The following is a 24,697-nucleotide window of genomic DNA, read 5'->3' on the forward strand; positions in this document are numbered from 1 at the left end:
CGGATTATATATGGGGAATTAATAGGTTTTTATTCATTGGATCATCAGGATCAAGGCTGAGGCTATCTCTTTTCTTGTTTTTCATGATCAGTACAAAGAGCTGTGGTAAAACCAGCAGCGCAGTCAGAGTAGATAGAAGGAGTCCTCCGATAACGGCCTGTCCCAATGGAGCAATTTGTTCGCCACCTTCTCCCATCCCTATTGCCATCGGAACCATCCCTGCAATCATCGCCATGGTGGTCATAATGATGGGACGTAAACGCGATGAAACGGCCAGAAGAGCGGCCTGTCTTACAGGCAACCCATGTTTCAGGCGGTTCACTTCCGCCTGATTGATCATCAGCACTGCATTAGAAACAGAGACGCCTACCGACATGATGATGCCCATATACGATTGCAGGTTCAAGGTACTTCCGGAAATCAACAGCATCAACAGGCTTCCTCCGATCACGGCCGGAACCACAGAAAGGATTAATCCGGATAAGGCAAAAGATTGGTAATAGGCGGTCAGCATCAGGAAAATCACGACTATCGCAACTGCCAGTCCGGTTTGTAATCCGGAAAGGGTTTCTTCGAGCAATTGCATCAGCCCTTCTGAAGAAACCAGCAGTCCTCTGGGCGGTTCACCTACCTCCTTAAGGACCTTTTGTACCGCTGTTGAAGCGGCGCCCAGATCTGACTGATGAACATTGGCCAATACCGTTACGTACCGGTTTGGTCCCTGCCGGTTCACCTGTGCAGGTAATTTGACCATCTGAAGTATCGCGACATCTTCCAGAACCGGCCTTGACTGTCCCGATTTCAGGGGCAATGAACGTAGCCTATCCAACGATTGCATGTCTGGTTCCGGAACCTGGACTTGCACCTGAAAAACAAGACCTGACTTAGGATCTATCCAAAGATTTTTATTGGTAAAACGGGTAGATGAAGTGGCCATAGTCAGCGCTTTACTGACATCATCCATGGTCAATCCAAACTGGGCCGCCTGTTCCCTGTTTACATTAATCTGTACACTTGGATAATTGAGGGGTTCCGCGATCCGTACATCACGAAGAAAAGGGACTTTCTTTAATCCGGCTTCAATCTTCATGGCAAACTTCTCTGCACCCTTCAGTTGTCCTGCGGCCACTTTAATCTGAACGGGGTTCATTGCCCCCTGGCTCATGATTTTCTCCACCAACTCCATCGGTTCAAAACTGATCCTGAGTTCAGGCATTTGTTTATCTACTTCTTTACGAATTTGTTCTTTAAGACCTGAAATTGATTTATCGAATTTTTTCTGATCTATGGACAACTGTAAAACGGCTTCATGAGAAGCACTCGTAAAGAGGAAAATGGGATTGATGGCAGTTGCAGAAGGTTGTAAGCCAACAAATGCAGAGCTGATTTTAACCGAGCCTTCCGGCATCTGTGCGGTAATCACGCGGGTTAACCGTTCGAGATAAGCTTCTGTTTTTTCCAGTCTGCTTCCTTCGGGGGCCAACATCCGGACTTGAATGTCGCCACTGTTACTGGCAGGAAGGATATCTGTTCCAATCGTTAATCCTGCTGCAAGAATCATACTGAGCACAAGGACAACATAAAGCCCGATCACCCTCCCTGTTTTTTGCTGACCTGCACGAATCAGCATCAGGTAACGCCGCTTAAATTTTTCAAACCGCGTCAGCTCTTTTCTATGCAGGCTAATCTTATGGTGCTGGAAAAGTTCCGGTTTCATCAGCCAGTTGGCGAGAATGGGAACAAATGTTTGTGATGCGATAAAGGAGGCGATCATGGCAAAGGCCACAGCCAGTGATAAAGGCATAAACATATCTCTGGGAATGCCAGTCATCATGAAAGAAGGAATCAATACTGCCAGGATACAGAACAGGATCAGAATTTTGGGAATAGAAATTTCCAGTAATGCATCCAGGATGGCCCTTTGTTTCGGTTTTTCCATTTCAAAATGCTGGTGGATATTTTCTATCGTTACCGTTGCTTCATCCACGAGAATACCTATGGCCAGTGCCAGTCCACTGAGGGTCATAACATTGATGGTCTGACCAAACATATACAACATAATCACTGCCGAAAGGATGGCAATGGGAATGGTAAGCACCACAATCAAGGCTCCCCTGGAATCTCCGAGAAAAAGAAACACCATTAATCCTGTTAAGATCGCGCCAAGCAGCCCTTCATGAATCAGGTTTTCAAGCGAGCGTTCTATGTATCCGCTTTGGTCAAATACATATTTCACATCCACATCTTCGGGCAATGCGGCCTTCAGCTTTGGAATAGAGGCTTTCAGATTTTCCACCACCTTGAGCGTAGAAGCATCCGCCTTTTTGATCACCGGAAGGTAAACGGAACGTTTGCCATTGATGATCGCATATCCCGTCGTTACATCGGCGGCATCCTCTACACTGGCAATGTCTTTTACAAAAACATTCGTTCCTGAGCCATTCCTGATGGGAATATTCAGGAATTCTTCCGGGCCATTGGCCATAGAATTAACCGGGCTCATCAGGTTCTGATCACCGATCCGAATGTTTCCTGCCGGAGCAGGGAAGTTATTTTTGGCAATGGCAGTGGTCACTTCTTCTGCGGATAAACCATAAGAAAGCATCAGTTCCGGATTCACTTTAACCACCATTGTTCTTACATTTCCCCCAAAAGGCGCCGGTGCGGTTACTCCGGGAATCGTCACAAACATCGGTCTGATTTTGGTCAGGGCAAGGGTTTGTAATTCTGTAATGGATTTTTCCGCACTTTCAAATACCAACTGTCCAATGGGAAGAGAACTTCCATCAAAACGGACTACCTGTGGAGGTACTGCGCCCGGAGGCAGGAAGCCCATCGCACGGGACACCTGTGCCGAGAGCTCTCCCGAGGCCTGTGCCATATCTGTTCCGGGATAAAAAGTAAGCTTCATCAAGGTAAATCCCTGAACACTCTTAAAATCTATGTCCTTTACTCCGCTGACAAAAATGAGTACCTTTTGAAACTCATTGGCCATAAAGCCATCCATATAAGCCGGGGTCAATCCTCCATAAGGCATGGCAATATAGATGACCGGCAGTTCCACCTTTGGAAAGATATCTACATTGATGTTTCTAATGGCGGTAAAAGAAAAATAGGCAATCGCCAGGATGGCCACCATTATTGTTAAAGGCTTTTTTAATGCAAACCTGATCATATTCATAATGTCTTATTTTAAATTGTTGAACAGATAGCTGTAATCACCGGAAAGCTCGGCCTTGGTATTCAGCTGGTTCCAAAGCTCCTGACATAGTTCGAGATCGCTGTTCTCCACTTGCTGTAACAGCGCCTGAATCTGAAGGAGTTCTGTCAGGTTGATCAGTCCGGCTTCATATCTCGACAAGTACAAGTCATAGGCATTTAAGGTTTTCTTCAGTGCGGTTTTCGTTTTCGCCACTTGTTTAACCTGTGCGGCGATTCGCGAAGAGATGGCCTGCAAAGCGGTATTCATCTGAAGCTTTTGCAACTGATATTGAGATTGTACTACATCGACCTGTTTCTGAGCACGTTTTTTTTCCAACGAACCAGTGTACAGGCCCGTAAGATTCCAGCTGAGCCCCAACCCGATCAGGTAATTACGGGAACTGTTGTCAAATCCGGAAGCAAAATCCTGATGTACACGCCCATCCCTGCTGATCCCCGTTCCCCGCGCAGAAAGACCAGCAAGCAAAGCGATGGAGGGCAATTGCTTTCTTGCCAAAACCTTTTTCTGGCTCTGTTGATATTTGAAGCGCTGATCCAGAACCTGTAGAAATGGATGGCTTGCGGACACAGAATCCAGACTTTGATCCGGCAGTCTGATGTTCCTGTAAATTTCCAGCGCAAGAATAGGCATTCCGCTCAGTCCGGGTACAAATTCCTTCAGGTTATCCTGACCTTCGGCATATTTGCCCTTCCACTCTTCTTGCAGCGACATCGCCTGGAGGTAAGCAGCAGCCGCAAGAGCGGTATCTGCGCCAGGCTTCAATCCCGCTTCGGCCAGGCTTGAAGAAAGGTCAAAAATTTCCTTTACACGTGACACATTTTTATCCGCCCAGCTTAAACCTGACTGGGCATAAAGTACATTCAGGTAAGTCCTTGTCATTTTAGCACGGAGTGAGAGCAAGGAAGCCTCATAATTACTTTGCGCTTCCCGGACTTCAAATCCCGCAGCTTCCACCATCTTTTGTTGTTTGCCAAACTGAGAGATCTTCCAATCCAGCAAGACCGAGCCAAAAGTATTCATCGTGTTGCCCGAAGCACCAGGCTTCTTTTCCACATTGCCATTCACATTGAATACACCTGGAATTGGAAAGAATGCGCCATTTGTACCTGCAAAAGTGCCAAAGGAGTTTTGTAATTGTAACTGAACCTGCGGAAGAGCTGCAGTTTTCAACTCTTTCTTCCGATATTCAAATTCTTCGATCCTCGCCTGCTTTTCAGTCAGCATAGGATATTTGTCGCCCATCAATTCCCATAAATAGGAAAGTGAGCCTTCTTTAGGTCCCTGAGAGTAGGCGCAAACACTGTATAGCATCAGCAGCATACCCGTCAGATAAAGAGGTAGTTTCTTCATCATCAAAAATTAAAATTGTAGCAATACGTGATTAGCATGTTGTTCTTTCGGAACGACATGAACGGATTAAACAGCAGCGCCGTTTAATTTAATGGAAGAAGAGCTGCTATATCAATAAAAGCCTGTTTTTGATAAACAGGGGAACCGGAGAACCGGAAAGGTCCGGATTTGAGGGCACTGCCAGGTATTTGTCTTTTTTAAAGAAAAATGCGGACAGCATAAAATCCGGTAAAAGAAAAAACAGAATCAGGGCTGATGCCGACATCTGGGTCACATTCTGTTTAAAAAGAATTCCGTCTGCGGAGTTCAATGTCGTCGTGCAAATCTTACTGACTTTGATGTTAGTTACGGCGACAGGGCTGACTTCCGCAAAAAAGGATTGGATTCCTTTTCTAACAGAACATGCAGAAAGTACAAAGCAGCCCATCAATACAAATAACAGCAGCGGTTTTAAGCGGCCGGCATTTTCATTTCGCATGGGATTTGAGATTTTATACATGTCTTGCAAACATAGCTTTTTTAAAACGGACATGAAAACTTTAAGGATGAACAACTGCCCAGCCCTGTTGCTGGCGAATGATAATTTCCCCATTTCCGCTGGGAACGAAACTGATGAAATCGAACAATTCAGATTTATCAATTTTCCTTTCCTTCAGGGTGTTCTCACATTGGGCCAGGATCACACCTTTCGACTGTAACAATTTTAAAGCAGCTTCGTAATTGCTGTTCTTTTGGTAAACTGCCACCCCATCACCAAAGACAATCAGTTCTAATTCCAGTTTGCCTTTAAGGCGGGGATCTTCCAATGCATTTTTGATGTTCCGTAAAGTGCCATTGATCTTTTTCTCCTCTCCGCTATTGAGCACATATAGCGCTTTGTAGTGTTTCATGGTCGCTTTGGCACCTGTAAAACCGGCTTTTTCCTGCGCCATCAGTGGTTTTAAAAAAGCAGAAAAAAGGAACATGCAGAGGATAAAGGTTAGATTTTTCATAGTTTCATCTTCATTTAAATTGGGGATCAGCATGCAATATATGTTTTTTAACAAGGTGCATCAAAATCTAAAAAGAAAGAGATTTTATACCTTTGAACGATCATAAGGTTAATCAAAAGATGAGAACAGCTAAAATAAATATCCTTGCCATTTCCGGAAGCACCAGAAAAACCTCTTCAAATATTAACCTGATTAAGGCCATTGCCCTATTGGCCACAGAAATTTTTTCGATCACTATTTTTGAAGGGCTCACAGAATTGCCTCATTTTAATCCGGATCTGGATTATGGACAAGTGGCAGAAGATGAAAAGGTGGCAAGCTTCAGAAAGCAGCTCAGGGATGCTGATGCGGTTTTAATCTGTACCCCCGAGTATGCCGTTGGCGTTCCCGGTACTTTAAAAAACGCCATTGACTGGACTGTTTCTACGATGGAATTCTCCAAAAAACCGGTAGCTTTGATTACGGCATCCACCTCGGGAAGCAGGGCACATCAATCTTTACTTGGAACCTTATTAATTATTGAATCCAAAATCAGTTCCGCTACACAACTCCTGATTTCTGCGATTCAAACAAAGTTGAATTCAGATCTTCAGATTACAGATGAGGAGACGCTAAACAAGGTTAGTCAGCTGATACGGTCTTTAACGGAAATTGTAAACGGAGAATTCCCAGAGTCCGGGCTTTTGCCTGCGCCGCTTTTAAATTAGCCCGGCGCGCCCCTCTCCCAACAGTAGGTTTACCGATACAGACTCAGAACAGGAGATATTTAATCAGCACCGGAGACATTTAGCAAGTGTAAAAACAAAGATCTTTGAATAACTTTAGGACGATCATGACTCATAAATCAATAATTAAGCTATTTCTAATCCTGTTCATCTTTAGTTCCTGCAGTAATAAAGAGAAAGACAAATATCCGGAAATTAAAAATTTCCCTGAATTTAACAGCACTTCGAAAAACATTTACCTGGAACAGTTGGGTACTGATGAGGAAGATATCTGTCGGGTGTATCCTTCAAGAGATCAGAAAAGACTCGTTGTGATCAGCAGACTGATCAGGGAAGATGCGCATAAGCAATATCGTTTACAGGTTTATGATACCGCGCTAAACGTCCTGAAAAAGATCGATGCTCCTGAGCTGGACGGCTTATTTGGAACAGATGATCTGGAAAATATCTATGCAGGCAAAGGTTATTTTGAACACCATTCTTATCAATATCGCCCAATACAACAAATGACAGTAACTGATCAGCCTTCCAGGTCAGGAAAGTCGCTGGAAATTGATCGAAAAGCCTTGTTTGAGATGCCACAAAGAGGAGATACATTGCTCAGTTTTCAGCGTAAAGATTATCATGGACTCTTTTATTATATGAAGCATTCGGGAAAAGTTTACCAGATCTTTTTCAAGAACTGTGCGTATTGTGAGAGCAAATTCAATGCAGATTGGTCTATTTCAGAATATCGGGCAGCAGATAACGGGACAAACCAGATAATCGGCCCTTACGACAGGCTTCCTAAGGGATGGTTTAAGGACAATTCGATCTATTACTACCGAATAGAATTTGCCGGAGCAGCAATCGATTTTAAAATCAGATATATGGACGAAAGTCAGGGCAGCCTTCTGAAAAAGATAGATTTTGCAGGCCAGACCTTTCTTTTTCATAAAGAAACGGGACAGCAAAACCGCAAGTTGTATTTCTTCAAAAAAGGATAAGCCCCGGGTATCTGTTCATCAGATCTTCGGGCCTTATCCTTTTTCTTTTAATCACGTAGCCAAAAATAGGGCGGTTCGATTCCCAGGGACCTCAGGTAGACCGTTGCCTGTGCACGGTGGTGAATTTCATTGTCGATCCAATATAAGACGAAAGAATAAATTGGTCCTTCATATTCACCATAGGCAAGATCAATTTCATGAAAACGGCTTAAAGGAATCTTGGGCCATCCGATCTCTATGTCGACCGTTAACTCATCCCATAACTTCAGTATTTCTGATTTCGTTGTAGGTTTTGAGTCATTGGTATGATGAGACAGTGTACCCACTTTATCCCATTCTCCGGTCAGGACACCATTCATTCCTGATGATGCCAACCCGATCATTTCCAGCACCATTTCCGAGAAAGGGCGCATCCCGCCAATACTATAATTAAAGAACTCCTTTTCCGGAAAAGCTTCAATCGCTCTTCGTGTAAGCCGGCGGTGTCCCTGCCAGTGAACCAGCAGGTCTTCCGTGGCAATTACAAAAGGGGAGGCATAAATTTTTTGTACGTCTGCAATATGATTTTCCATGTTTTAAGGTTTTATAGGGTCTTTGTATGTATTTACAACACAAAGAAAACATGGACCACTGACAACCCTATGGCAGCCTGTTTTAATAACGAAATTATTCATCAGGTAAACGATCTTTGTCTTCTTTTTTTCTATTGAACCTGTAAACAACTGTTGCCGAAACCAACCTGCCAACCCTCCTGGATTCAGATTCCAGATGATAGGTCTCTGTATTGGTCATCCGTTTATCGACCATCGAATCGAAGACATTGATCACGCCAAGGGTAAAAGACATCTTATCCTTTAAAAAGTCTTTGCTCACTGCAATATCTACCCTGTATTGTGCTTTATTGATCGTTTGTATGTCTTGTTTTTTACCGATATAGTTGAAGCTTGATTCTATAGAGAGATTTTTGGAAAATTTCATCTTCGAACCAATTCTTGTAAACCAGGTCTGATCTTCAGCGCTATAATTTCTCCCTTCATACGCCCCCTGCTGCTTATACTTATAATAGTTAAAATCCCCTGATAAACGCCACCATCCAAATGGATTGTAACTACTGGAAAGCTCCAGGCCATAACGGTTTTCAAAATCAAGATTAACCGGAGTACTCACAAAATAGCCATCGGCTGTTTGCTCGATGACATACTGGAAATAATTGGTTGTATGTTTATAGTAAATGGAAGGATTAATGTTCAGTTTCCCCAACCTCTTAATCAAAGAGAATTCAAATGAATTGGTATAGGTAGGGTCCAGGTCTGGATTTCCGACAGTCAGATTTCGGGTATCAGATAATCCGGAGAAAGGATTAAGCTGCCAGAATTGAGGCCTGTTGATCCTTCGGCTATAGCTCAGCTGAAACTCCGCACTTTCGGGAAGCTGATAAGTCAGATGAACCGTTGGAAACAGGTTCAGGTAATTCTTGTCGTTATTGAATGTTCCTGCCTGATCTGAGATTCCGATCTCAGACAATTCTGCCCTTAGCCCAAGGAGATAACTAAACTTATTGATCTTATTTCCGTATTGCAGGTAAGCGCTATACAGGTTTTCATCATACTTTAGTTTATTGTTATATTTTTCCAGTAAAACCTCATCTGCTGTTGCCCGGTAGTCGCTCCTGATGGCACGAAGGTCTGTTCTGATTCCGGCTTCAAAGCGGGAATCCTTAGAAAAGGCCGTAACAAAATCACTTTGGATATAGATGTCATCACTACTTTCGATATTCCGGGAAGTAAGTCTGGAGATCGCTTTGGACATTGGGAAACGCTTTTGCTGACTGATATTCTGGTTTTCGTCGTCATTCCAGAAATCATACTGCAGGTTAGTGGTCCATTTCTGATCTTTATTATCAAAGGTTTTTACATAATTCAATTCCAACTGGTTATATCGTTGCGGTTCCCTGTAGTTTTCGAAACGCGTAATTGCGCTATCCAGGGTATTGCCTCCGTTATAATAGGAATATCCGAAATTGGTCGTATCTCTGTTGAACAAGGTACTGTGATAGAAACTACCCGTCATCGTGTTTTTTGCATTGATATAATAATCCCCGCCAACATAAATATTGTAAGTATCGTCATTCCTTTTCTGCTTATTCTGCTGACGCAAGATGTTTGTCAATCCATCTTTTGCAGTCGTTTGAAAGCGTTTCTCCTCTGCATAAAAATCTCTGGACCGGCCACCCACGTTGGAAAAAAGGTTAAATTGCTCTGTTTTATAGCTCAGGTTTAGGTTGCCATGGTAATTGATCGGATCTCCAAGTCCGGCCTGAACAGATCCGTTTAATCCGCCCTGCGTATTTTTCTTCAGTACAATATTGATGATCCCTCCTCCGCCTTGCGCCTCGTATTTTGCTGAAGGATTAGTAATCACTTCTACTTTTTCTATATTGCTTGCAGGAATCTGCTCCAGACCGTTATTGGCGGTAAGCATCGAAGGTTTTCCATTAATTAATACACGGACACTGCCATTGCCTCTTAAACTAACGCCACCATTGGCATCGACACTTACAGAAGGTACATTATTCAAAATATCATTTGCAGAACCTCCTTTCGAGATCAGGTCTTTTCCTACATTAAAAACCTTTTTGTCGAGGTTCAGCTCCACCGTCGATTTCTCTCCAACCACATTTACCGATTTTAACAATTTAACATCCTCCTGTAGCAGGATGCTACCCAGGTTTGTGGCTTCCTTGATTTGCTTATTTTCCAGTAGAACCGGTTTATAAGAAATGAATTCTATTTTCAGGTGATACTGTCCCGGAGTGATAAGCAGGGAAAATTCTCCTTTTTTATCCGTTACTACGCTCTTCAGAATTTTATTTCCTGTAAGCGACAACAGGGTTATTCCTGCATATTCTAATGGTTGTTGTGTGGTGTTATCCAGCACTTTTCCTCTGACATTTACCTCTGCAGCTTGCTGTCCGGAACTTTGCAAGCTGCAAAACATCAGGAAGGCCAGGATTAACTTTTCGATATTATTCATCGTTTGATTGGATTTTTTCCGAAAATGATCAAATACAAGACACCAAAAAAAGTGTAATGCTACACAATGCACATAAGGGGATCAACAAGTTAAATACAAAGACAAAGCGACTCTATGGGCCAATTCCACATTTCCATCTGCGTTTCAGACACATTCGTCGACAAAAGGGCTTGATTTCTCCCACGAATTATATATTTGAGATGAATATGTCACTATTTGAGAAAATTGTAAACTACAGCACGGTATATAGAATACCTAGCCATATCCTTTTTTGGGTGATGGTTTTTTTGTTGTCGGTTACGAAGCCGGAAGGGCATACATCTGTATCTGAGGAATTAAGAACGGAATTGATTACAGAAGGATTTGCGCTTTTGCTATCCATGATTCCTACTTATTTCGTAGCATACCTCGTCATTCCAAAACTATTAAATGTAAAGAATTATTATTTTGTCATCTTCTATTTCCTGATCGGCAGCTACCTGATCTGTGTATTTTCAAGAACGGTAATTATTTATGTCGTAGAGCCCCTGGTAAGAATCCCACCTTTTGGCCAGGAATCCTTTCTGGAAATATTAACAGATATTCCCAAGCTCGCGGGTTCTTATTTTCTTCATGATTTCTCCACAGCATGGGTTTTTACCTTTCTAAAATTACTCAAGGATCAATATCTCGTTCAAAAGCGTGCACTTCAGCTGGAAAAAGAGAAAGCAGAAGCAGAGCTAAAAATTTTAAAGACCCAGCTGAATCCTCATTTTCTTTTCAATACCCTAAATAACATCTACTCGTTATCCCTCATGAATTCATCTGTAACCTCAAGATCTATTGCCGGTTTATCTGAAATTCTGGATCATGTACTTTATCGTTGTGATGGGACCTATGTACCTTTATCGGCTGAGATAACCCTTTTACAGAATTACATTGAACTGGAAAAGCTAAGGTATGATGACCGTTTGCAGGTGAATTTTCAGCAAACGGTAGATGAAAACGCAGAAATAGCTCCACTGATTTTACTATCCTTAGTAGAGAATGCTTTTAAATACGGTGCGGGAGAGGATATTGGAAACCCAGTGATCAACATTCACCTAAGGCTTCAGAACAACCATTTTGAATTTATGGTCTCAAATTCTTTTATGCCGAGGGAGCACAAAAACAAAAATGAACAAATCGGATTAAACAACATCAGGAAACAGCTGGATCTAATTTATCCCGAAAATTATGAGCTGAATTTGTCTCAGCATGAAGAGACTTTTGTAGCTTTATTAACGATTAACCTACACCATCCCGCAGTGTAAAATATTAATTCCATGAAAGTAAAATGTCTCCTGGTAGACGATGAACCGCTGGCCATTCAACTGATCCAAAAACACATTGATCAACTCGATTCTTTTGAGGTGGTAGGTACCTGTGGGAATGCCGTTAAGGCCCTGGAAGTACTAAGAGAGAGACAGGTGGACTTGTTGTTTCTGGATATTAAAATGCCCCAGATTTCGGGAATAGATTTCTTAAAGACGTTAAAAAATCCTCCGGCAGTGATCATTACCACGGCCTACCGGGAGTTTGCCATTGAGGGTTACGACCTGGACCTCATTGATTACCTCTTAAAGCCCATTACCTTTGACCGCTTCTTTAAAGCAATTGAACGATATTTAAGGTTAAATAACCAAAGCAGTCCTACCCTCCTTCCCCCCGGTGATCAACAATTTATGTACCTTAAATCGGGAGGTAAGTTTCATAAATTAAATATTGACGAGGTCTTATATATAGAAAGTCTGAAAGACTATATAGTTGCCCATTGTATTGGCAACAAGATCACAGCAAAATACAAAATCAGTGATCTGGAAGCGGAATTACAAGGCAAAGGTTTTCTGCGCATCCACCGGTCTTACCTCATCAATATGAAAAGGATAACTGCTTTTACCGCCTATGATATCGAGATTGGAAACACTGAAATTCCCATCGGGGCCAGTTATAAAGAATATGTGTTTAAAGCTTTACAGCGTCCGGCACTCTAACTTAATTGAAAAACTCATCCTAATTTGATTTTTAAGACTCCATTTCAGCAAAAAGAGAAAGCTCCAGCTTGCGCTGGAGCTTTCCGGCCCACATGGGTCAAAGGGTAACCTTAAAAAATTAAAAGCATTTTTAGTTTAATGGTGCTGCAGTTGTACTTAGTTTAACTATCGGCCATATTCCAGGGACAGGGTAACTCACGCCTTTATTGTCGCCACGCTTGGTATCTTGTCCGAAATAATACAACGGCCAACCTTTATAGGTCAATTGCTTTCTGCCAAACACCGTGATCTGTCCGACAAACTCTGCTTTAATCACTGAAGGAAGACTTTTCACATCTGACTCATAAAGCGGCCAAAGGTCATTATTACTGAAATCAGCCTTGGTATAGGTGTTTTTGTTGGCTTTATCCGGAGCGAAAGCATACAGCGTTCTTCCATTTCCATCGGTAAAGTATTGCGTGATTCCTGGTCCTTCAACAAGTGTTTCAGTGTACTGTTTAGTATTTTCACCAACAAGTTGGCTGTTTACCAACATGATGGAATAATCGGTTTTCCCAACAAACCAGATTCCACCAACCCCATCGCCATTGATATCACCGGCTGCAACATCATTTTTGTAATAGTATAACGGCCAGCCTTTATACGTGTTTTGTTGTTTTCCATCGGCCCTGGTGATCACACCTACATCAGCAGCATTGATACCGGCATTATCGCTAAGCTCGGCAGAGTAATAGACTGGCCATATTGCCTCACAACCACCGGTACATCCTGAGGTACCATTGGCATCCATAGCGAAAAAATAAAGTGTCTTTCCCGCATTGTCCGTAAGAACAGCACCAAATTTAGTGCTCGCAGTTAGCTGTAAACCTTTTTTCGTAGTGACAGGATCTTTAACATCATCCTTCTTGGAGCAGGCGAAAAAGCTGGTTAACAAACACAGGACAATCAGTAATCTTGTTTTCGAATCGTTTATCATAGATCAGATTTTAGGGGGTTAATTAATAGTTCTATACTCCTATTACGAATGTTTTCCCCTGAGCGTTGCCTAATCAAAAAATAAACTTGTCAAACTTATCCGTATATATTCGATTTTTACCAGTTAAGAAACAATCATAATTATGTCACTTACAAAAAACAGTGAACATGCTTATGATCGTTTCATCTATAAAAATTTTCTTTTTGTTTATTCGATTCTATCAAGTGGTGGAACATTGGATTCAAATCCGCTGTATCCTTTATTCTGGTTCACACGACCATTGGCATTAAATCGTTGTACACTTGCAGGAACCGGCCACAAAACATGATACGGTGCAATTCTATATTTCACGCCCTGCAAGGTTGGAACTTCATTTTTGTAAAAATCATTTTTCTCCATGATGCGGTCATAGAAGAAATTGTTCTCAGAGAAGCTCGCCACAGCATATGATTTACCATTATATGCCGTCTTACCTGTTGAAGCAAAGATGTAGGCAATCCGCGTTAATTCTGTCTTTCTGGGTTCTTCCCAATACAGCTCTCTGGCACGTTCGTCCAGAATGGTTCCGATGGTGATTTTACTGATATCTGTCAACGGTGCTGCATTGGCACGCGCTCTCACCTTATTGATATCGTCCATTGCAAGACTCAGCTCTCCTTTCCAATAGTAGGCTTCCGCTCTTAGCAGGTAAGTTTCCGCAACTCTAAAAACATACCAGTCTGTATTTGTACCACGCGGTGGGCTCCAATACGGATCATTGGCCAATGCATTGGTCGAGTTAATGAATACTTTATAATGTGGCCATCCAAACCAATGGCGGATGGTATCCAATGCTCCATTTTCAAAACGTGCAGCAACATTACTGCTGTTGTATTCCAGTAATGGCTTACCATATAAGTCACGGTCTGCCTGAATTTTTGAAGTTTTTAATGCCGGGTTGTTATACACCAAGTCCGTCATGTCCATCCACATTCCCTTGGCATGTCTGTAATCGGTATGGTCTGTCCAGATATATTTTGTGCTATACGGTGTACCGCGATAACGGCCTATTCCACGCCCATACATTCTGGTTAGCGGGATTTCCGCGTTGGCGGCATCGGTTAAAGCCGTCGCACCGGAAGGGGTTTTTACGTTTGCAAAGTGCCAGGCAGGAACCGTGTTACGCATCAATTGAGAACCCAGGGCGGTAAAACCACCCGCTAAGCTTTCTCTGTCAACCACCAGGAACAACGTTTCCTTATTGTTTGGCAATGCTTTATTGTCCATCCGATGTAAGTCCCATACTACATTTTTAGTCGCATCACTCGCCGTACTTCCAAAGCGGCTGGTCATTAAGCCATATTTACTGCCATTCAACACGTTCCCGGCCGCAGCAATGGCATCATCAAATTTCCCAAGTGCAAGGTTAACTTTTGTGAGCAAATGACTCACGGCTCCTTTTGTCACCTCTCCTCTGTTCGCATTGTCGGGCACATTGGTTTGCGCAAATTCAAGATCTGCTTTCATTTTTTCCAGAATCACTTCCCGTTTCGTAGAGAAAAAATTATCACGTGGAGCATCCAGATCTTTTAACATCAAAGGCACATCCCCAAACTGGTGTACCAGTCTGTAGTAATGATAAGCACGATAAAAATAAGCAGCGCCTAAAATGCTGTTTCTTTCTGCCGGCGAACTATACACAGGTCGGTCGATATTACTGATCACTGTATTTGCATACCTGACCCCTTTGAATTCTTCTTCCCAGTACCAACCGATTTTATTGAAATCGGCGCTGTTCAGATTGGCGTCCGGTGTGATGCGGGCAACCAGATCCTGTGCCGGGGTGCTTTTGTCTGTTGTACCTTCAACGGCCACATCAGAAAAGATGGATTCCGTCAGCATAGGCGCAGAGTCACCAAAGTATTCCTGGCGGACATTTGCACCCAGTGCATTTAGTGCCCCCCTTAATGCGGCAACATTACTTAAAGAGGTTTCCGGAGAATATTGAGATAACTGATCAGAATCCAGAAAGCTTTTCTTACATCCTCCCGCTGCAAGCAGTAAGACAGAGGCGACGTATATGGCGAGTTTTGTATTTGTTGTTTTCATTAGTGTTCTTGTTTTTATTACAATGAAAGATTAAGACCTACCGTATAATATCTTGGCGTAGGGCCATCATTTTCCGGATCCCAATAATTCCAGTCCGGACTATACACCGCAGCATTGTTTACGTTCATGTATACTTTAGCTCCTTTTACCCCTACCTTCTCCAGTAGATTTTTTGGAATGGTATAAGCAAGTGCAATCGTATTCAGTCTGATAAAAGAATTTTTTCTGTAAACCGCAAAGCTGGTTCCGCTTAATCCTGAGGCAAGCCTTGCATAATCGTTAATTGGATTGGAAGGTGTCCAGTAAGGAGTTACATAGGAGTTCATCCGGGAGAAACCTACACTACCTGGTTGGTTCTTAGGCTGATCATTTCTTTTGTATTGTCCCCAGTTGGATACCAGCTGGAAGGAGAAATCAAAGTTTTTATAAATGTTAAACTCATTTCTGATGGCCCAGTTAAAGCGTGGGCTTTTATAACCCAGAAACTGTTTGTCCTTATCGTCATAGCTATAACTTCCATCTACATCCTGCAATTTGAAATCACCCGGCTTAATTCCCTTATTGAATTTATTGGCCTCCGCAACTTCATTCTCCTGCCATACGCCAAGAATTTTGTAATCCCAGATCACGTCAATGTCTTTCCCAATGAACCATCCATTTCCAGGGTCGTCAGCTGGTGTAGCCAGTTTGATGATCTTGTTTCTGTTCATGAAGAAATTGAAGCTCGTACTCCAGGTGATGTTTCCGCCGGTAATATTTTTGGTATTCAGGTTCAGTTCTATTCCTTTATTGTTCACCTGAGCAAGGTTGGAATAGACATTCACGTAACCGCCAACCGAAGAAAGCGATGGCCTTACCAGCAAATCCGTTGTTTTTTTAGTGTACACATCTACGGAACCGCTGATGCGTTCTTTAAGGATAGAGAAATCAAGTCCCGCATTGAAAGAAGCCGTCTGTTCCCATTTCAGTTTTGGATTTGACATTCTGTTGCCAATCACTACTGTGTTCACTTCCGAAGCCGTTCCACTTCCATCTACCGTCTGATATTTATCAATCACCAGTTGCGATAAAGCCGCGTATGGATCTACCGTATTGTTATCCGGATTGCGTAAATCACGGTTACCATTGATACCATAAGAGAAACGTAATTTTCCGTAGTTCAACCAGGTCTGCGATTTGAGAAAAGATTCTTCCGTAAAAGTCCAGGCAAAAGCTGCTGCCGGAAAAGTTGCTCTTTTAGATTGTACGCCAAAAACGGAATAACCATCTCTGCGGACCGATAGCGTCAGGTTATAGCGTTGCATCAGGCTATAGCCCAATCTCGCCATCAAGGCATCACCGGTATAGACTTTATCTTCACTGTTGACCGATGGTTTCACACCACTGGCTACATTATGATACCCTAAAACATCAGTTGGAATCAGGCCTTGATTTCCTGCCTGCGTCCACCAGGTTTGGTATTTCTCTCCATTTGCCAGTAAAGTCACATCAAAATTATGGATCTCCGCTATCGTTTTGTTCCATTTTAACAAATGATCCACCTGCCAGTTGTACCTTGTTTCCTGCGCACGGGTAACGATACCTCCTGGTGTGGTCACATCAGGATTTTTGGAAGAACTATGGTTAAAAAGGCGGAAATTATCCAGACTTGGGCTAAAGTTTAGCTGATAAGTAATTCCAAAAGGAAGTTTTACCCTGGTAAACAAACTGGCAAACAATGTCGTTTGCTTATCCATTCTGCTGTTATAGGTCATACTCAGAAAGGGGTTCCTTGCATTCGATCCATTATCATCGGTTGGAATTCTTCTTAAAGTCCCGTCTGCATTATATTGATCTCCATAAGGGGAAAGGTTCACCAGTTGATTCCAGTTGGCTTCGATGGAACCTTCATCCCGGTCTGCAAACTGCAGGTTCATCCCAACGGTTAAAAATTTGGCAGCTTGTCCTTCTATATTTAAACGGCTTCTGAAGGTACTGAACTGTCCGCCTTTGATCAGATTTTCATTCTTCTGATAGCCCAGGGACATGTAATAACTGATTTCTTCTTTTTTTCCGCCCATGCTCAAAGTATGGTCCTGACGCAATCCTCTTCTGAAAACTTCATTGTACCAGTCGACCGTTTTACCTTCCAGGTAATTCGCCTTTTCGTTGGCCAGAAGGCCGAGTCTGTTGAGCCAAAGATCTAAAGGATCTCCATTTTGCCCGTTTAGCCATTGCGTAAGGGTCACTCCTTCCGGAAGGGCTCTTGGGTCATTGTATAAATACTCAGGCGTTGCGGCCCCGCTACGTTTCGCATCAGCGCGCCAATCCAGAAAAGCCTGCCCCTGATAAATCTTCATATCCTGAGCCAGTTCTGCGATCCCGAAATTGGTATTGAACGTGATGGTTGGTTTCTCACTTTTTCCTTTTTTAGTCGTAATTGCGACTACACCCGTCGCCGCTTTTGCACCAAAAACAGCAAGAGAACTTGCATCCTTTAGTACATCAACAGCTTCAATATCATTTGGATTGATGTCTGACAACTGTCCATTATAGATCACACCGTCGAGCACAATTAAAGGGGCTGTACCAGCGCTCAGTGTGGTTTTTCCTCTTACCAGGAGGTCACCACCACCCTTTGCACTGCTATTTAGCTTTACGCTTAATCCGGCAATATTTCCCCTTAAAATATCAGAAACACTCTGAGGGTTTTCATTTTCCAGCTGAGTGGCCTTTATGCTGGATATTGCTCCTGTTACATCCTTCTTATTTGCGGTTCCGTAACCGACCACAACGATCTCCGAAAGTCCTTTTGATTCCTCAACAAGCACAACGTTAACTTGTGTTCGGCTGTTGATGGGAACTTCCACCGTGGTATAACCGATCGCGGAAAAGATCAATATGGCATTGCCGGGAACAGCAATCCCATAGCTCCCATCTCCTCCTGAAGATGTACCACTCTTTGAATTTTTTAACTTGATGGATACACCAGGAATTGGCGTACCCTGTTTGTCCTGAACGACGCCTTTAATCGTACGGTCCTGAGCGAAGGACAGCACACAGCTCATCAGTACAAAGACAATAAGAAGAGTAATTCTTTTTTTCATGTTTGTTTGGTTAGAATTTATAATTGGTTTGCTAAAACTATTTGAATTTAATTGCAATACCAAGAAAAATAAAGTCATAAAACATTGATAAACAATAACTTACAACAAAAACAATACGGTTTAATTACAAGAAAAAAATGAGCTTTATCCTTGATTAAGATCAGATTAGCCCCATTGTGATTTTTTGCCCGATACGGTTAAAAAGCATTGAAAATTTGTGTAAAAAAGGGAAAACAGGGTCTAAAAAGCGCCCATAAAACACTTTAAATGCTGTTTTTAGAAAAATGACGATGTCCATTATATCCCAAAAGATGATATATTTGGTTAAGAACTCCTAAAGACCCGCCCAAACCATGAACTTATTCCTTAAAATCAAGCCCTGGCTGCTGTCATTCCTACTTCTTTTCAGCACAGCTGTAATGGCTCAGCCTATCCCAAAATTTAAAGTGATTGCTTTTTACACGGCAAAGAATGACCAGGCACACATCAGCTATGTTCGTGAGGCGAACAAATGGTTTCCCAAGATGGCGGCGCAATACAATTTCCGATACGATACGACTGCGAACTGGAACAATATGAACGAAAAGTTTCTGTCGCAATATCAGGTCGTGTTGTTCCTGGATACCAGGCCGGAAGATGCTGCTCAGCGAGCTGCTTTCCAAAGGTATATGGAAAAAGGAGGGGCATGGATGGGGTTTCACTTCGCCGCATTTTCATTGGCAGACTCTGCTTTCCCCGACAACTGGAACTGGTATCATCAGCAATTCCTGGGTTCAGGTGCCTATGGCAGTAATACCTGGCGACCAACACCGGCGATATTAAGGATAGAAAACCAGAACCATCCGGCAACGCAGCAATTGCCGCAGCGCTTCAAATCATCGCCAAATGAATGGTATCGCTGGGAACATGATTTAAGAAAGAATCCTGATATTGACATCTTACTGGCAGTGGATAGCAGTAGCTTCCCCCTGGGTACGGGACCTAAGGCTCATGAGATCTGGCATAGCGGTTATTATCCTGTAGCCTGGAGCAATAAAAAATATAAAATGATCTATGTGAACATGGGGCACAATGACATCGACTATGAGCACCATACCAACAAAGAACTCTCGCTGACTTTCGACAATCCCATTCAGAACAAATTCATTATGAACGGGCTATTGTGGCTCGGCAACCGAAAAAACAGGTCAGGATTCAAGCACTAGCTTACTCCAGCCCCCTTCTCCCGCATTCCGAAGCTCCTTTTTACGCTCTTCCAGCATCTTCTGCATTTTACTGTTGTAAGCCCAGCAGGTACTTTGCCGGATCAGCAGGATCTCTGATAATTTGTGAGAAGAAATTTTTCCTTTCGTGGAATATACCAGAAAGAGCATGTAAAAAGCTTTATTAATCGGGATTCTACTGTTCTGAAAAATGGTATTGGCAATCACAGACTCATCATACCCACATTTGGTGCACCTCCGGCTATAGGGAAGAAAACCGGAAAGGAAATGTGCATTTGCGCACTTGCGACACTGATATCCCTTTGCCCATTTTAACTCAGACAAATACTTAAAACAGGTTTCCCGATCCGGGTAAATCTTGCTGAACTCCGCAAAATCCACTTCATCCGACATGACCCTGGCTCTCGTGACTTTTTCGATATTCTGGTGAAGTTCCTGATTGTCTTTTTCCAACATCGCATTCATGAGGGAAATTTCTTCATTCTGCTTTTCGATGATCGCCGCTTTATCCCTCACCTCCCGGGTTCTGACCTCTACCAATGAGCTCAGTTCTTTATTGAGGGTTTCCTGTAACCGTTCATTGATTTGAAGTTGTGTGATGATCCTTTTCTGCGCTTTATCTTTTTTCTTTCTGAGCGTCCTGATGCTCTCGCCTATGGCAAAGGAAACCAGGATCATTTCAATGACGAAGCAAAAGCTCAAACTGTAATAAGTGATTGGCCCATAAGGAAGCCAGCTTACATTTAACAACAAGAGTATTTTTATGGCGAAACCAAGCAGCAAAAAACTATAACCGATCACAAAGAACCGCGCCGGCTTATACCGGTTCTTGAGGATATAAATCCCCGTTCCCCAGGCAACCAGCAAGGGAATCAGTTCAATTAGCTTATAACTGAAAAGGTGTTTATTAAAAAGACATAAAATGAAAAAAGCTGTTCTCAGGATAATGACCGCAACAATTAAGGTATACAGTCTTGGTGCTTTCGCCTTTACATATAGAAAGTTAAGGGTAAACATCAATCCGAAAACGCTGCTCAGGAACAGGGCAAAACCAAAACCATATTCATTCCACCAGGGGGCATTGGGCCAAAGGTATTGGAATGCGATACCGTCACTGCTCATTTCATATAAGCCAATACTCAGGTTGTACAATACATAATACAGATATTGCCTTTGCCTCACCGCAAAAAACATCAGGAGGTTGTACAAGCTAAATACGATGACCATCCCGTAGAATAAGCCAAAGATGAGGTACTCATTAAGTGCGTACTTAATGAACCAATGCACATCACGGAGCACAATGATGGCCCCTACAGATTGAGAAGATTTCAGCTTTACGTAATAAGTAAGCGCCAGATCAGAATCGTTTTTCAGGTCGTAGGTAAAATTCTTATGCCCGTATTCCCTTTTATTAAAGACATATTCTGTTCCAAAATAATGCGCATGATACTGTTCTGCAGTATCTGGAACAAATAAACTGACATGGTGAATAGACTGATCAAAGAATTCAAGGATCCAATGCTTTGAGGAAGCTTTGCTGTGTTTGATGGTGAACCGATACCAATAAGAAGAGCCGGTATGGTAATTTTTAGGCGTATAGTTTTTATTGGATTGAAACCTGGAATTGATACCGGGTTTTAAAATATCCGCAAATGTCAGGCTATTGGTTTTATCTTCCAGGTATTGAATCTCTCCGTAAGAGAAGATATGGTGTGGAATCTGATCCTTAATTTCTACGACCTGCTGGGCTTTAGTCCATTGCGTTACTGAGGCCAATAAGATGAATGTAAGCAAAATGCTTTTAACCCAGAGTCCGGGTAAAGAAGTGGCATGCTGTTTTCTCATTTAGTTTCAGGCTAAAGCGGCTGTTTGGTTGCTGTAAAATTAAAAGAGTTTTTGAAACAAACAACAAGAAAAACACACAAAACACTGAATATCAAATTATTGATATAAAATTGATACGCTTTGATCTCAAAACCAAAAGCACTAAAACTCAGGTTAAAGGCCAGTTAGAAAACACCATATATGGCATATGATACGCTTCAGATACAATCAAACTGATAGATTGATTAGGTATCTGAAGCGTCAATTTAGATTCCCTTAAAGACTTCTGACAGCAACTGATAGGATTTTAAACGTGCCTGATGGTCAAAAATATGTGAGGTTGTCATCAGTTCATCGACCTGAGTCTGGTCCAGAAACTGCTGCAGGTCCTTACTCAGCGTTTCTTTATTTCCGGTAAAAGTACAGGCCAGCATTTGTCCTGCCTGCTCTTCTTCATATTCCGTCCAGATCCCCTCCATCGTTTCTACCGGTGGCTGGAGCAGGGAACGTTTACCTGTTACGATTCCTCGGAACAACTGATACAGAGAAGTCGCCAGTTTATCGGCTTCCGCATCTGTATCTGCGGCAACGATATTGACACAAGCCAATACATAAGGTTCTTTTAAATGATCGGAAGGTTTAAAATTCTGTCTGTAAATATTGATCGCTGTAAGGAATTGTGCCGGTGCGAAATGACTTGCAAAAGCATAAGGAAGGCCTAATGCCGCAGCCAATCGGGCACTGTCGGTGCTCGAACCCAGAATCCAGATTGGAATATCCAGACCTTCTCCCGGAATTGCCCTAACGCTACTCGTACTGTTTTCTGCAGAGAAATAGGCCTGAAGCTTCAGTACATCCTGAGGGAAACTATTGGCGGCATTCATCCGCTCTCCTCTGATCGCCATGGCGGTCAGCTGGTCTGTCCCGGGTGCTCTTCCGAGCCCAAGGTCAATTCTGCCTGGAAACAGGGACTCCAAAGTTCCAAACTGTTCAGCGATAACTAAAGGGGAATGATTTGGCAACATGATTCCTCCGGACCCCACCCTGATCGATTTAGTCCCACCCGCGATATGTCCGATCACAACTGAAGTTGCAGAACTTGCCACGCTGATCATGTTGTGGTGTTCTGCCAGCCAATAACGGTGATAGCCCCAGTCTTCTGCCTGTTGTGCGAGATTCAAACTATTTTTAAAAGTATCTGCAGGCTTTTTTCCTTCAATAACAGTAGCCAGATCCAATACGGAATAAGGAATGGAAGTCAGTTGTTTCTTCATGTGAATAAAATAAAATCAAAAATACAATCAAAACAGCTCCCCGATAAGGGCAAATGACTGATATGACTTTCAATTCACATGATTTCAATTATTTAGACATCAGTCAAACAATTGGGATCCCCTGACTAGGATAAAACCTTCTTCAAGGTAGAGCCACGCTCAATCAGATTTGATGGGATTTGCAGTTTCATTTCATTCGCATCTTTACTTTCTTCATCCCGTATTTGGGACAACAGCATATCTATGGCCAGTTTTGCAATTTGATAAACAGGTTGTTGAATCGTCGTAATTCCCGGAGGAAAAAGACTAAAAATCTCACTCTCATCAAAACTGATCATGGCGATATCTGAGGGGATATTTAAGCCCAGCTCTTTGACACTTCTTAAGCCCATAATGCCCAGGTAATTTGTGGTAAAAAGAATGGCATCCATCTCCGGGTGTGCTTTGATAAAGCTTTTGATCTCGGCTATACTTTGATCTTTATCCATCTGATAAGGCAATCTCAGCGTTAGCTCTTTTTCTTCCTTCAGGCCATTCATCTTCAAAGCCGCTTTATACCCCATCAGCCTGTCCTGTAACTGGATCAGGTCAAGGTCAGAAGTCACAAAACCGATCTTTTTATAGCCCCCCTCAATGAAACAATTCATCGCTTTACTGACGCTATTGTAATTATCGACCAGCACATGCGGAATATTCAATCCCGGGAAGTAGCCATCGATGAGCACCACGGGTTTCCCCTGATCCACCAATTTCTGAACATCTTCTTCCAGCCCTTTTAAAGGGGTAATGATATACCCGTCAACCAATTGTTGGGTCAGCATTCGGATAACATCCTTTCCTTTACTAATGCTGTTGTCTGTGCTGCAATAAAGAATCCGGTAGCCCAGCTTATCCGCTTCCTGTTCGATGACTTTACTCATCTCTCCAAAAAAGGGTCCGCCGATATTTTCCACCACCAGGCCAATCACTTTAGAGACCCCGGTACGCAAACCAATGGCCATGCGATTGGGTTCATATCCGATTTCCTGTGCTTTCTCGAGTACCTTTTTAATGATCTCTTTACTAATGTGTCCTTTCCCATTTAATACGAAGGAAACGGTCGTAATAGAGGTATTGGTAAGTCTTGCAATATCTTTGATAGAGACTTTTTTATTCATCATCTGTATGGATCATTTAGTATGAGGGCCAAAAATATAGACAATTTATTAAAAAAACCTTACAATCCCGATGAATCAGCTGAGCGGGAGCTGCTTACTGCGCTAAATTCTGATACACCAAGCTGGATACCGGAGATGCTGATCAGGTACCAGAAGAATACCGTAAACACAGGAGCCGCCAGAACATCTACCGTATAATGGACATGCTGAATTAACAACAGGATCCCCATCAGGAGTGCCATTCCAAATCCGATCAGTTTTCTCTGCCTGTTTTGCTGACACAAGGCCAGCAAACATAAAATAGAAGTATGTCCGGAAAAGAACAAGTCTTTGGTTATGGTTTTGGTATGGTAAAAGAAGATGGACAACGGATCCCACATTTCCACCAATCCCACTGGCGGATCTAAAGGGACCAGACTAATGGTGACAATACGGCTTATGCATAAAAATATATAAGCCCAAAGTACGGTAAGGAAAACCAGGGGATTCCGGATCACATCCCTGATCAGCCACAAGATCCCTCCGTAAAGGACGATAAAGATCGTTATAGAAACATCATAGGAAGGAATTATTTTCAACAATTCATCGCCCAGCACCATTCCATCTCTTTGCTCGATCTCGGCAAAGAAAACCGGCAGAAAAACAGCCAGCAATCCCATTATAAAAATACCTAAGAACAATTTGGCTTTAAAGGCTCCATTATTCCAGGCTTGTCGCCATGTCATTGTCGATATTTGAATTTTCATAC

The 24,697-nt window shown here is 42.6% G+C and carries 18 protein-coding genes; 5 read left to right on the forward strand and 13 right to left on the reverse strand.

Going from position 1 to position 24,697, the window contains the following annotated elements; genetic code table 11:
- Window positions 1–4 precede the first annotated feature (4 nt).
- From AAFF35_RS25335 to AAFF35_RS25350, 4 genes are all read right to left on the reverse strand, one after another.
- Window positions 5–3,181 (reverse strand): efflux RND transporter permease subunit, encoded by a 3,177-nt coding sequence (locus AAFF35_RS25335; protein WP_342329310.1) that lies wholly within the window; start codon window positions 3,179–3,181, stop codon window positions 5–7.
- 6 nt (window positions 3,182–3,187) lie between these two features.
- Window positions 3,188–4,576, reverse strand: a complete 1,389-nt coding sequence (locus AAFF35_RS25340; protein WP_342329311.1) for a TolC family protein — start codon at window positions 4,574–4,576, stop codon at window positions 3,188–3,190.
- A gap of 103 nt (window positions 4,577–4,679) precedes the next feature.
- The gene (locus tag AAFF35_RS25345) at window positions 4,680–5,072 is read right to left on the reverse strand and encodes a hypothetical protein (protein WP_342329312.1); all 393 of its coding nucleotides are present in this window, start codon (window positions 5,070–5,072) and stop codon (window positions 4,680–4,682) included.
- A gap of 40 nt (window positions 5,073–5,112) precedes the next feature.
- Window positions 5,113–5,565, reverse strand: a complete 453-nt coding sequence (locus AAFF35_RS25350; RefSeq protein ID WP_342329313.1) for a DsrE family protein — start codon at window positions 5,563–5,565, stop codon at window positions 5,113–5,115.
- Window positions 5,566–5,684: 119 nt separating this feature from the next.
- Between AAFF35_RS25350 and AAFF35_RS25355 the strand changes: the two genes are divergently transcribed.
- Window positions 5,685–6,272, forward strand: a complete 588-nt coding sequence (locus tag AAFF35_RS25355; protein ID WP_342329314.1) for an NAD(P)H-dependent oxidoreductase — start codon at window positions 5,685–5,687, stop codon at window positions 6,270–6,272.
- Window positions 6,273–6,376: 104 nt separating this feature from the next.
- Window positions 6,377–7,276, forward strand: coding sequence for a hypothetical protein (locus AAFF35_RS25360; RefSeq protein ID WP_342329315.1), 900 nt, complete (start codon window positions 6,377–6,379; stop codon window positions 7,274–7,276).
- Window positions 7,277–7,323: 47 nt separating this feature from the next.
- On the opposite strand, the gene AAFF35_RS25365 is transcribed toward AAFF35_RS25360, so the two are convergent.
- Together AAFF35_RS25365 and AAFF35_RS25370 are read right to left on the reverse strand one after the other, a co-directional pair.
- Window positions 7,324–7,848, reverse strand: coding sequence for a DinB family protein (locus tag AAFF35_RS25365; RefSeq protein WP_342329316.1), 525 nt, complete (start codon window positions 7,846–7,848; stop codon window positions 7,324–7,326).
- Window positions 7,849–7,942: 94 nt separating this feature from the next.
- Window positions 7,943–10,309 (reverse strand): outer membrane beta-barrel family protein, encoded by a 2,367-nt coding sequence (locus AAFF35_RS25370; protein ID WP_342329317.1) that lies wholly within the window; start codon window positions 10,307–10,309, stop codon window positions 7,943–7,945.
- A gap of 200 nt (window positions 10,310–10,509) precedes the next feature.
- Here AAFF35_RS25370 and AAFF35_RS25375 point away from each other — a divergent pair, with 200 nt between their 5' ends.
- Together AAFF35_RS25375 and AAFF35_RS25380 are read left to right on the forward strand one after the other, a co-directional pair.
- Complete coding sequence (locus AAFF35_RS25375) at window positions 10,510–11,601, forward strand: histidine kinase (protein ID WP_342329318.1); 1,092 nt, start codon at window positions 10,510–10,512, stop codon at window positions 11,599–11,601.
- 12 nt (window positions 11,602–11,613) lie between these two features.
- Window positions 11,614–12,321 (forward strand): LytTR family DNA-binding domain-containing protein, encoded by a 708-nt coding sequence (locus AAFF35_RS25380; RefSeq protein WP_342329319.1) that lies wholly within the window; start codon window positions 11,614–11,616, stop codon window positions 12,319–12,321.
- Between the two features lie 130 nt (window positions 12,322–12,451).
- Here the strand turns inward: AAFF35_RS25380 and AAFF35_RS25385 are convergent, their stop codons facing one another.
- From AAFF35_RS25385 to AAFF35_RS25395, 3 genes are all read right to left on the reverse strand, one after another.
- On the reverse strand, window positions 12,452–13,297 hold the full coding sequence (locus AAFF35_RS25385) for a hypothetical protein (protein WP_342329320.1): 846 nt from the start codon (window positions 13,295–13,297) through the stop codon (window positions 12,452–12,454).
- A gap of 207 nt (window positions 13,298–13,504) precedes the next feature.
- The gene (locus AAFF35_RS25390; RefSeq protein WP_342329321.1) at window positions 13,505–15,385 is read right to left on the reverse strand and encodes a RagB/SusD family nutrient uptake outer membrane protein; all 1,881 of its coding nucleotides are present in this window, start codon (window positions 15,383–15,385) and stop codon (window positions 13,505–13,507) included.
- 17 nt (window positions 15,386–15,402) lie between these two features.
- The gene (locus AAFF35_RS25395; protein WP_342329322.1) at window positions 15,403–18,471 is read right to left on the reverse strand and encodes a SusC/RagA family TonB-linked outer membrane protein; all 3,069 of its coding nucleotides are present in this window, start codon (window positions 18,469–18,471) and stop codon (window positions 15,403–15,405) included.
- 353 nt (window positions 18,472–18,824) lie between these two features.
- On the opposite strand from AAFF35_RS25395, the gene AAFF35_RS25400 reads away from it, so the two are divergent.
- Window positions 18,825–19,676: a ThuA domain-containing protein gene (locus tag AAFF35_RS25400; RefSeq protein WP_342329323.1), complete on the forward strand. Its 852-nt coding sequence runs from the start codon at window positions 18,825–18,827 to the stop codon at window positions 19,674–19,676.
- Here AAFF35_RS25400 and AAFF35_RS25405 read toward each other — a convergent pair.
- From AAFF35_RS25405 to AAFF35_RS25420, 4 genes are all read right to left on the reverse strand, one after another.
- Window positions 19,659–21,539 carry a 7TM diverse intracellular signaling domain-containing protein gene (locus tag AAFF35_RS25405; RefSeq protein WP_342329324.1) on the reverse strand — a complete coding sequence of 627 codons (1,881 nt, stop codon included), beginning with the start codon at window positions 21,537–21,539 and terminating at the stop codon, window positions 19,659–19,661. The genes AAFF35_RS25400 and AAFF35_RS25405 overlap by 18 nt on opposite strands.
- Window positions 21,540–21,784: 245 nt before the next feature.
- The gene (locus AAFF35_RS25410; RefSeq protein WP_342329325.1) at window positions 21,785–22,792 is read right to left on the reverse strand and encodes an LLM class flavin-dependent oxidoreductase; all 1,008 of its coding nucleotides are present in this window, start codon (window positions 22,790–22,792) and stop codon (window positions 21,785–21,787) included.
- A gap of 125 nt (window positions 22,793–22,917) precedes the next feature.
- The gene (locus AAFF35_RS25415; protein WP_342329326.1) at window positions 22,918–23,952 is read right to left on the reverse strand and encodes a LacI family DNA-binding transcriptional regulator; all 1,035 of its coding nucleotides are present in this window, start codon (window positions 23,950–23,952) and stop codon (window positions 22,918–22,920) included.
- Window positions 23,953–24,008: 56 nt separating this feature from the next.
- Complete coding sequence (locus tag AAFF35_RS25420; RefSeq protein WP_342329327.1) at window positions 24,009–24,695, reverse strand: phosphatase PAP2-related protein; 687 nt, start codon at window positions 24,693–24,695, stop codon at window positions 24,009–24,011.
- Between the last annotated feature and the right edge of the window lie 2 nt (window positions 24,696–24,697).

The organism is Pedobacter sp. FW305-3-2-15-E-R2A2, from assembly GCF_038446955.1.
GTDB lineage: Bacteria > Bacteroidota > Bacteroidia > Sphingobacteriales > Sphingobacteriaceae > Pedobacter.

Coding starts and splice junctions, on each gene's coding strand:
- AAFF35_RS25335 (WP_342329310.1), bottom strand. CDS start 3,181: ATGAATATGATCAGGTTTGCATTAAAAAAGCCTTTAACAATAATGGTG.
- AAFF35_RS25340 (WP_342329311.1), bottom strand. CDS start 4,576: ATGATGAAGAAACTACCTCTTTATCTGACGGGTATGCTGCTGATGCTA.
- AAFF35_RS25345 (WP_342329312.1), bottom strand. CDS start 5,072: ATGTATAAAATCTCAAATCCCATGCGAAATGAAAATGCCGGCCGCTTA.
- AAFF35_RS25350 (WP_342329313.1), bottom strand. CDS start 5,565: ATGAAAAATCTAACCTTTATCCTCTGCATGTTCCTTTTTTCTGCTTTT.
- AAFF35_RS25355 (WP_342329314.1), top strand. CDS start 5,685: ATGAGAACAGCTAAAATAAATATCCTTGCCATTTCCGGAAGCACCAGA.
- AAFF35_RS25365 (WP_342329316.1), bottom strand. CDS start 7,848: ATGGAAAATCATATTGCAGACGTACAAAAAATTTATGCCTCCCCTTTT.
- AAFF35_RS25370 (WP_342329317.1), bottom strand. CDS start 10,309: ATGAATAATATCGAAAAGTTAATCCTGGCCTTCCTGATGTTTTGCAGC.
- AAFF35_RS25375 (WP_342329318.1), top strand. CDS start 10,510: ATGAATATGTCACTATTTGAGAAAATTGTAAACTACAGCACGGTATAT.
- AAFF35_RS25380 (WP_342329319.1), top strand. CDS start 11,614: ATGAAAGTAAAATGTCTCCTGGTAGACGATGAACCGCTGGCCATTCAA.
- AAFF35_RS25385 (WP_342329320.1), bottom strand. CDS start 13,297: ATGATAAACGATTCGAAAACAAGATTACTGATTGTCCTGTGTTTGTTA.
- AAFF35_RS25390 (WP_342329321.1), bottom strand. CDS start 15,385: ATGAAAACAACAAATACAAAACTCGCCATATACGTCGCCTCTGTCTTA.
- AAFF35_RS25395 (WP_342329322.1), bottom strand. CDS start 18,471: ATGAAAAAAAGAATTACTCTTCTTATTGTCTTTGTACTGATGAGCTGT.
- AAFF35_RS25400 (WP_342329323.1), top strand. CDS start 18,825: ATGAACTTATTCCTTAAAATCAAGCCCTGGCTGCTGTCATTCCTACTT.
- AAFF35_RS25405 (WP_342329324.1), bottom strand. CDS start 21,539: ATGAGAAAACAGCATGCCACTTCTTTACCCGGACTCTGGGTTAAAAGC.
- AAFF35_RS25410 (WP_342329325.1), bottom strand. CDS start 22,792: ATGAAGAAACAACTGACTTCCATTCCTTATTCCGTATTGGATCTGGCT.
- AAFF35_RS25415 (WP_342329326.1), bottom strand. CDS start 23,952: ATGATGAATAAAAAAGTCTCTATCAAAGATATTGCAAGACTTACCAAT.
- AAFF35_RS25420 (WP_342329327.1), bottom strand. CDS start 24,695: ATGAAAATTCAAATATCGACAATGACATGGCGACAAGCCTGGAATAAT.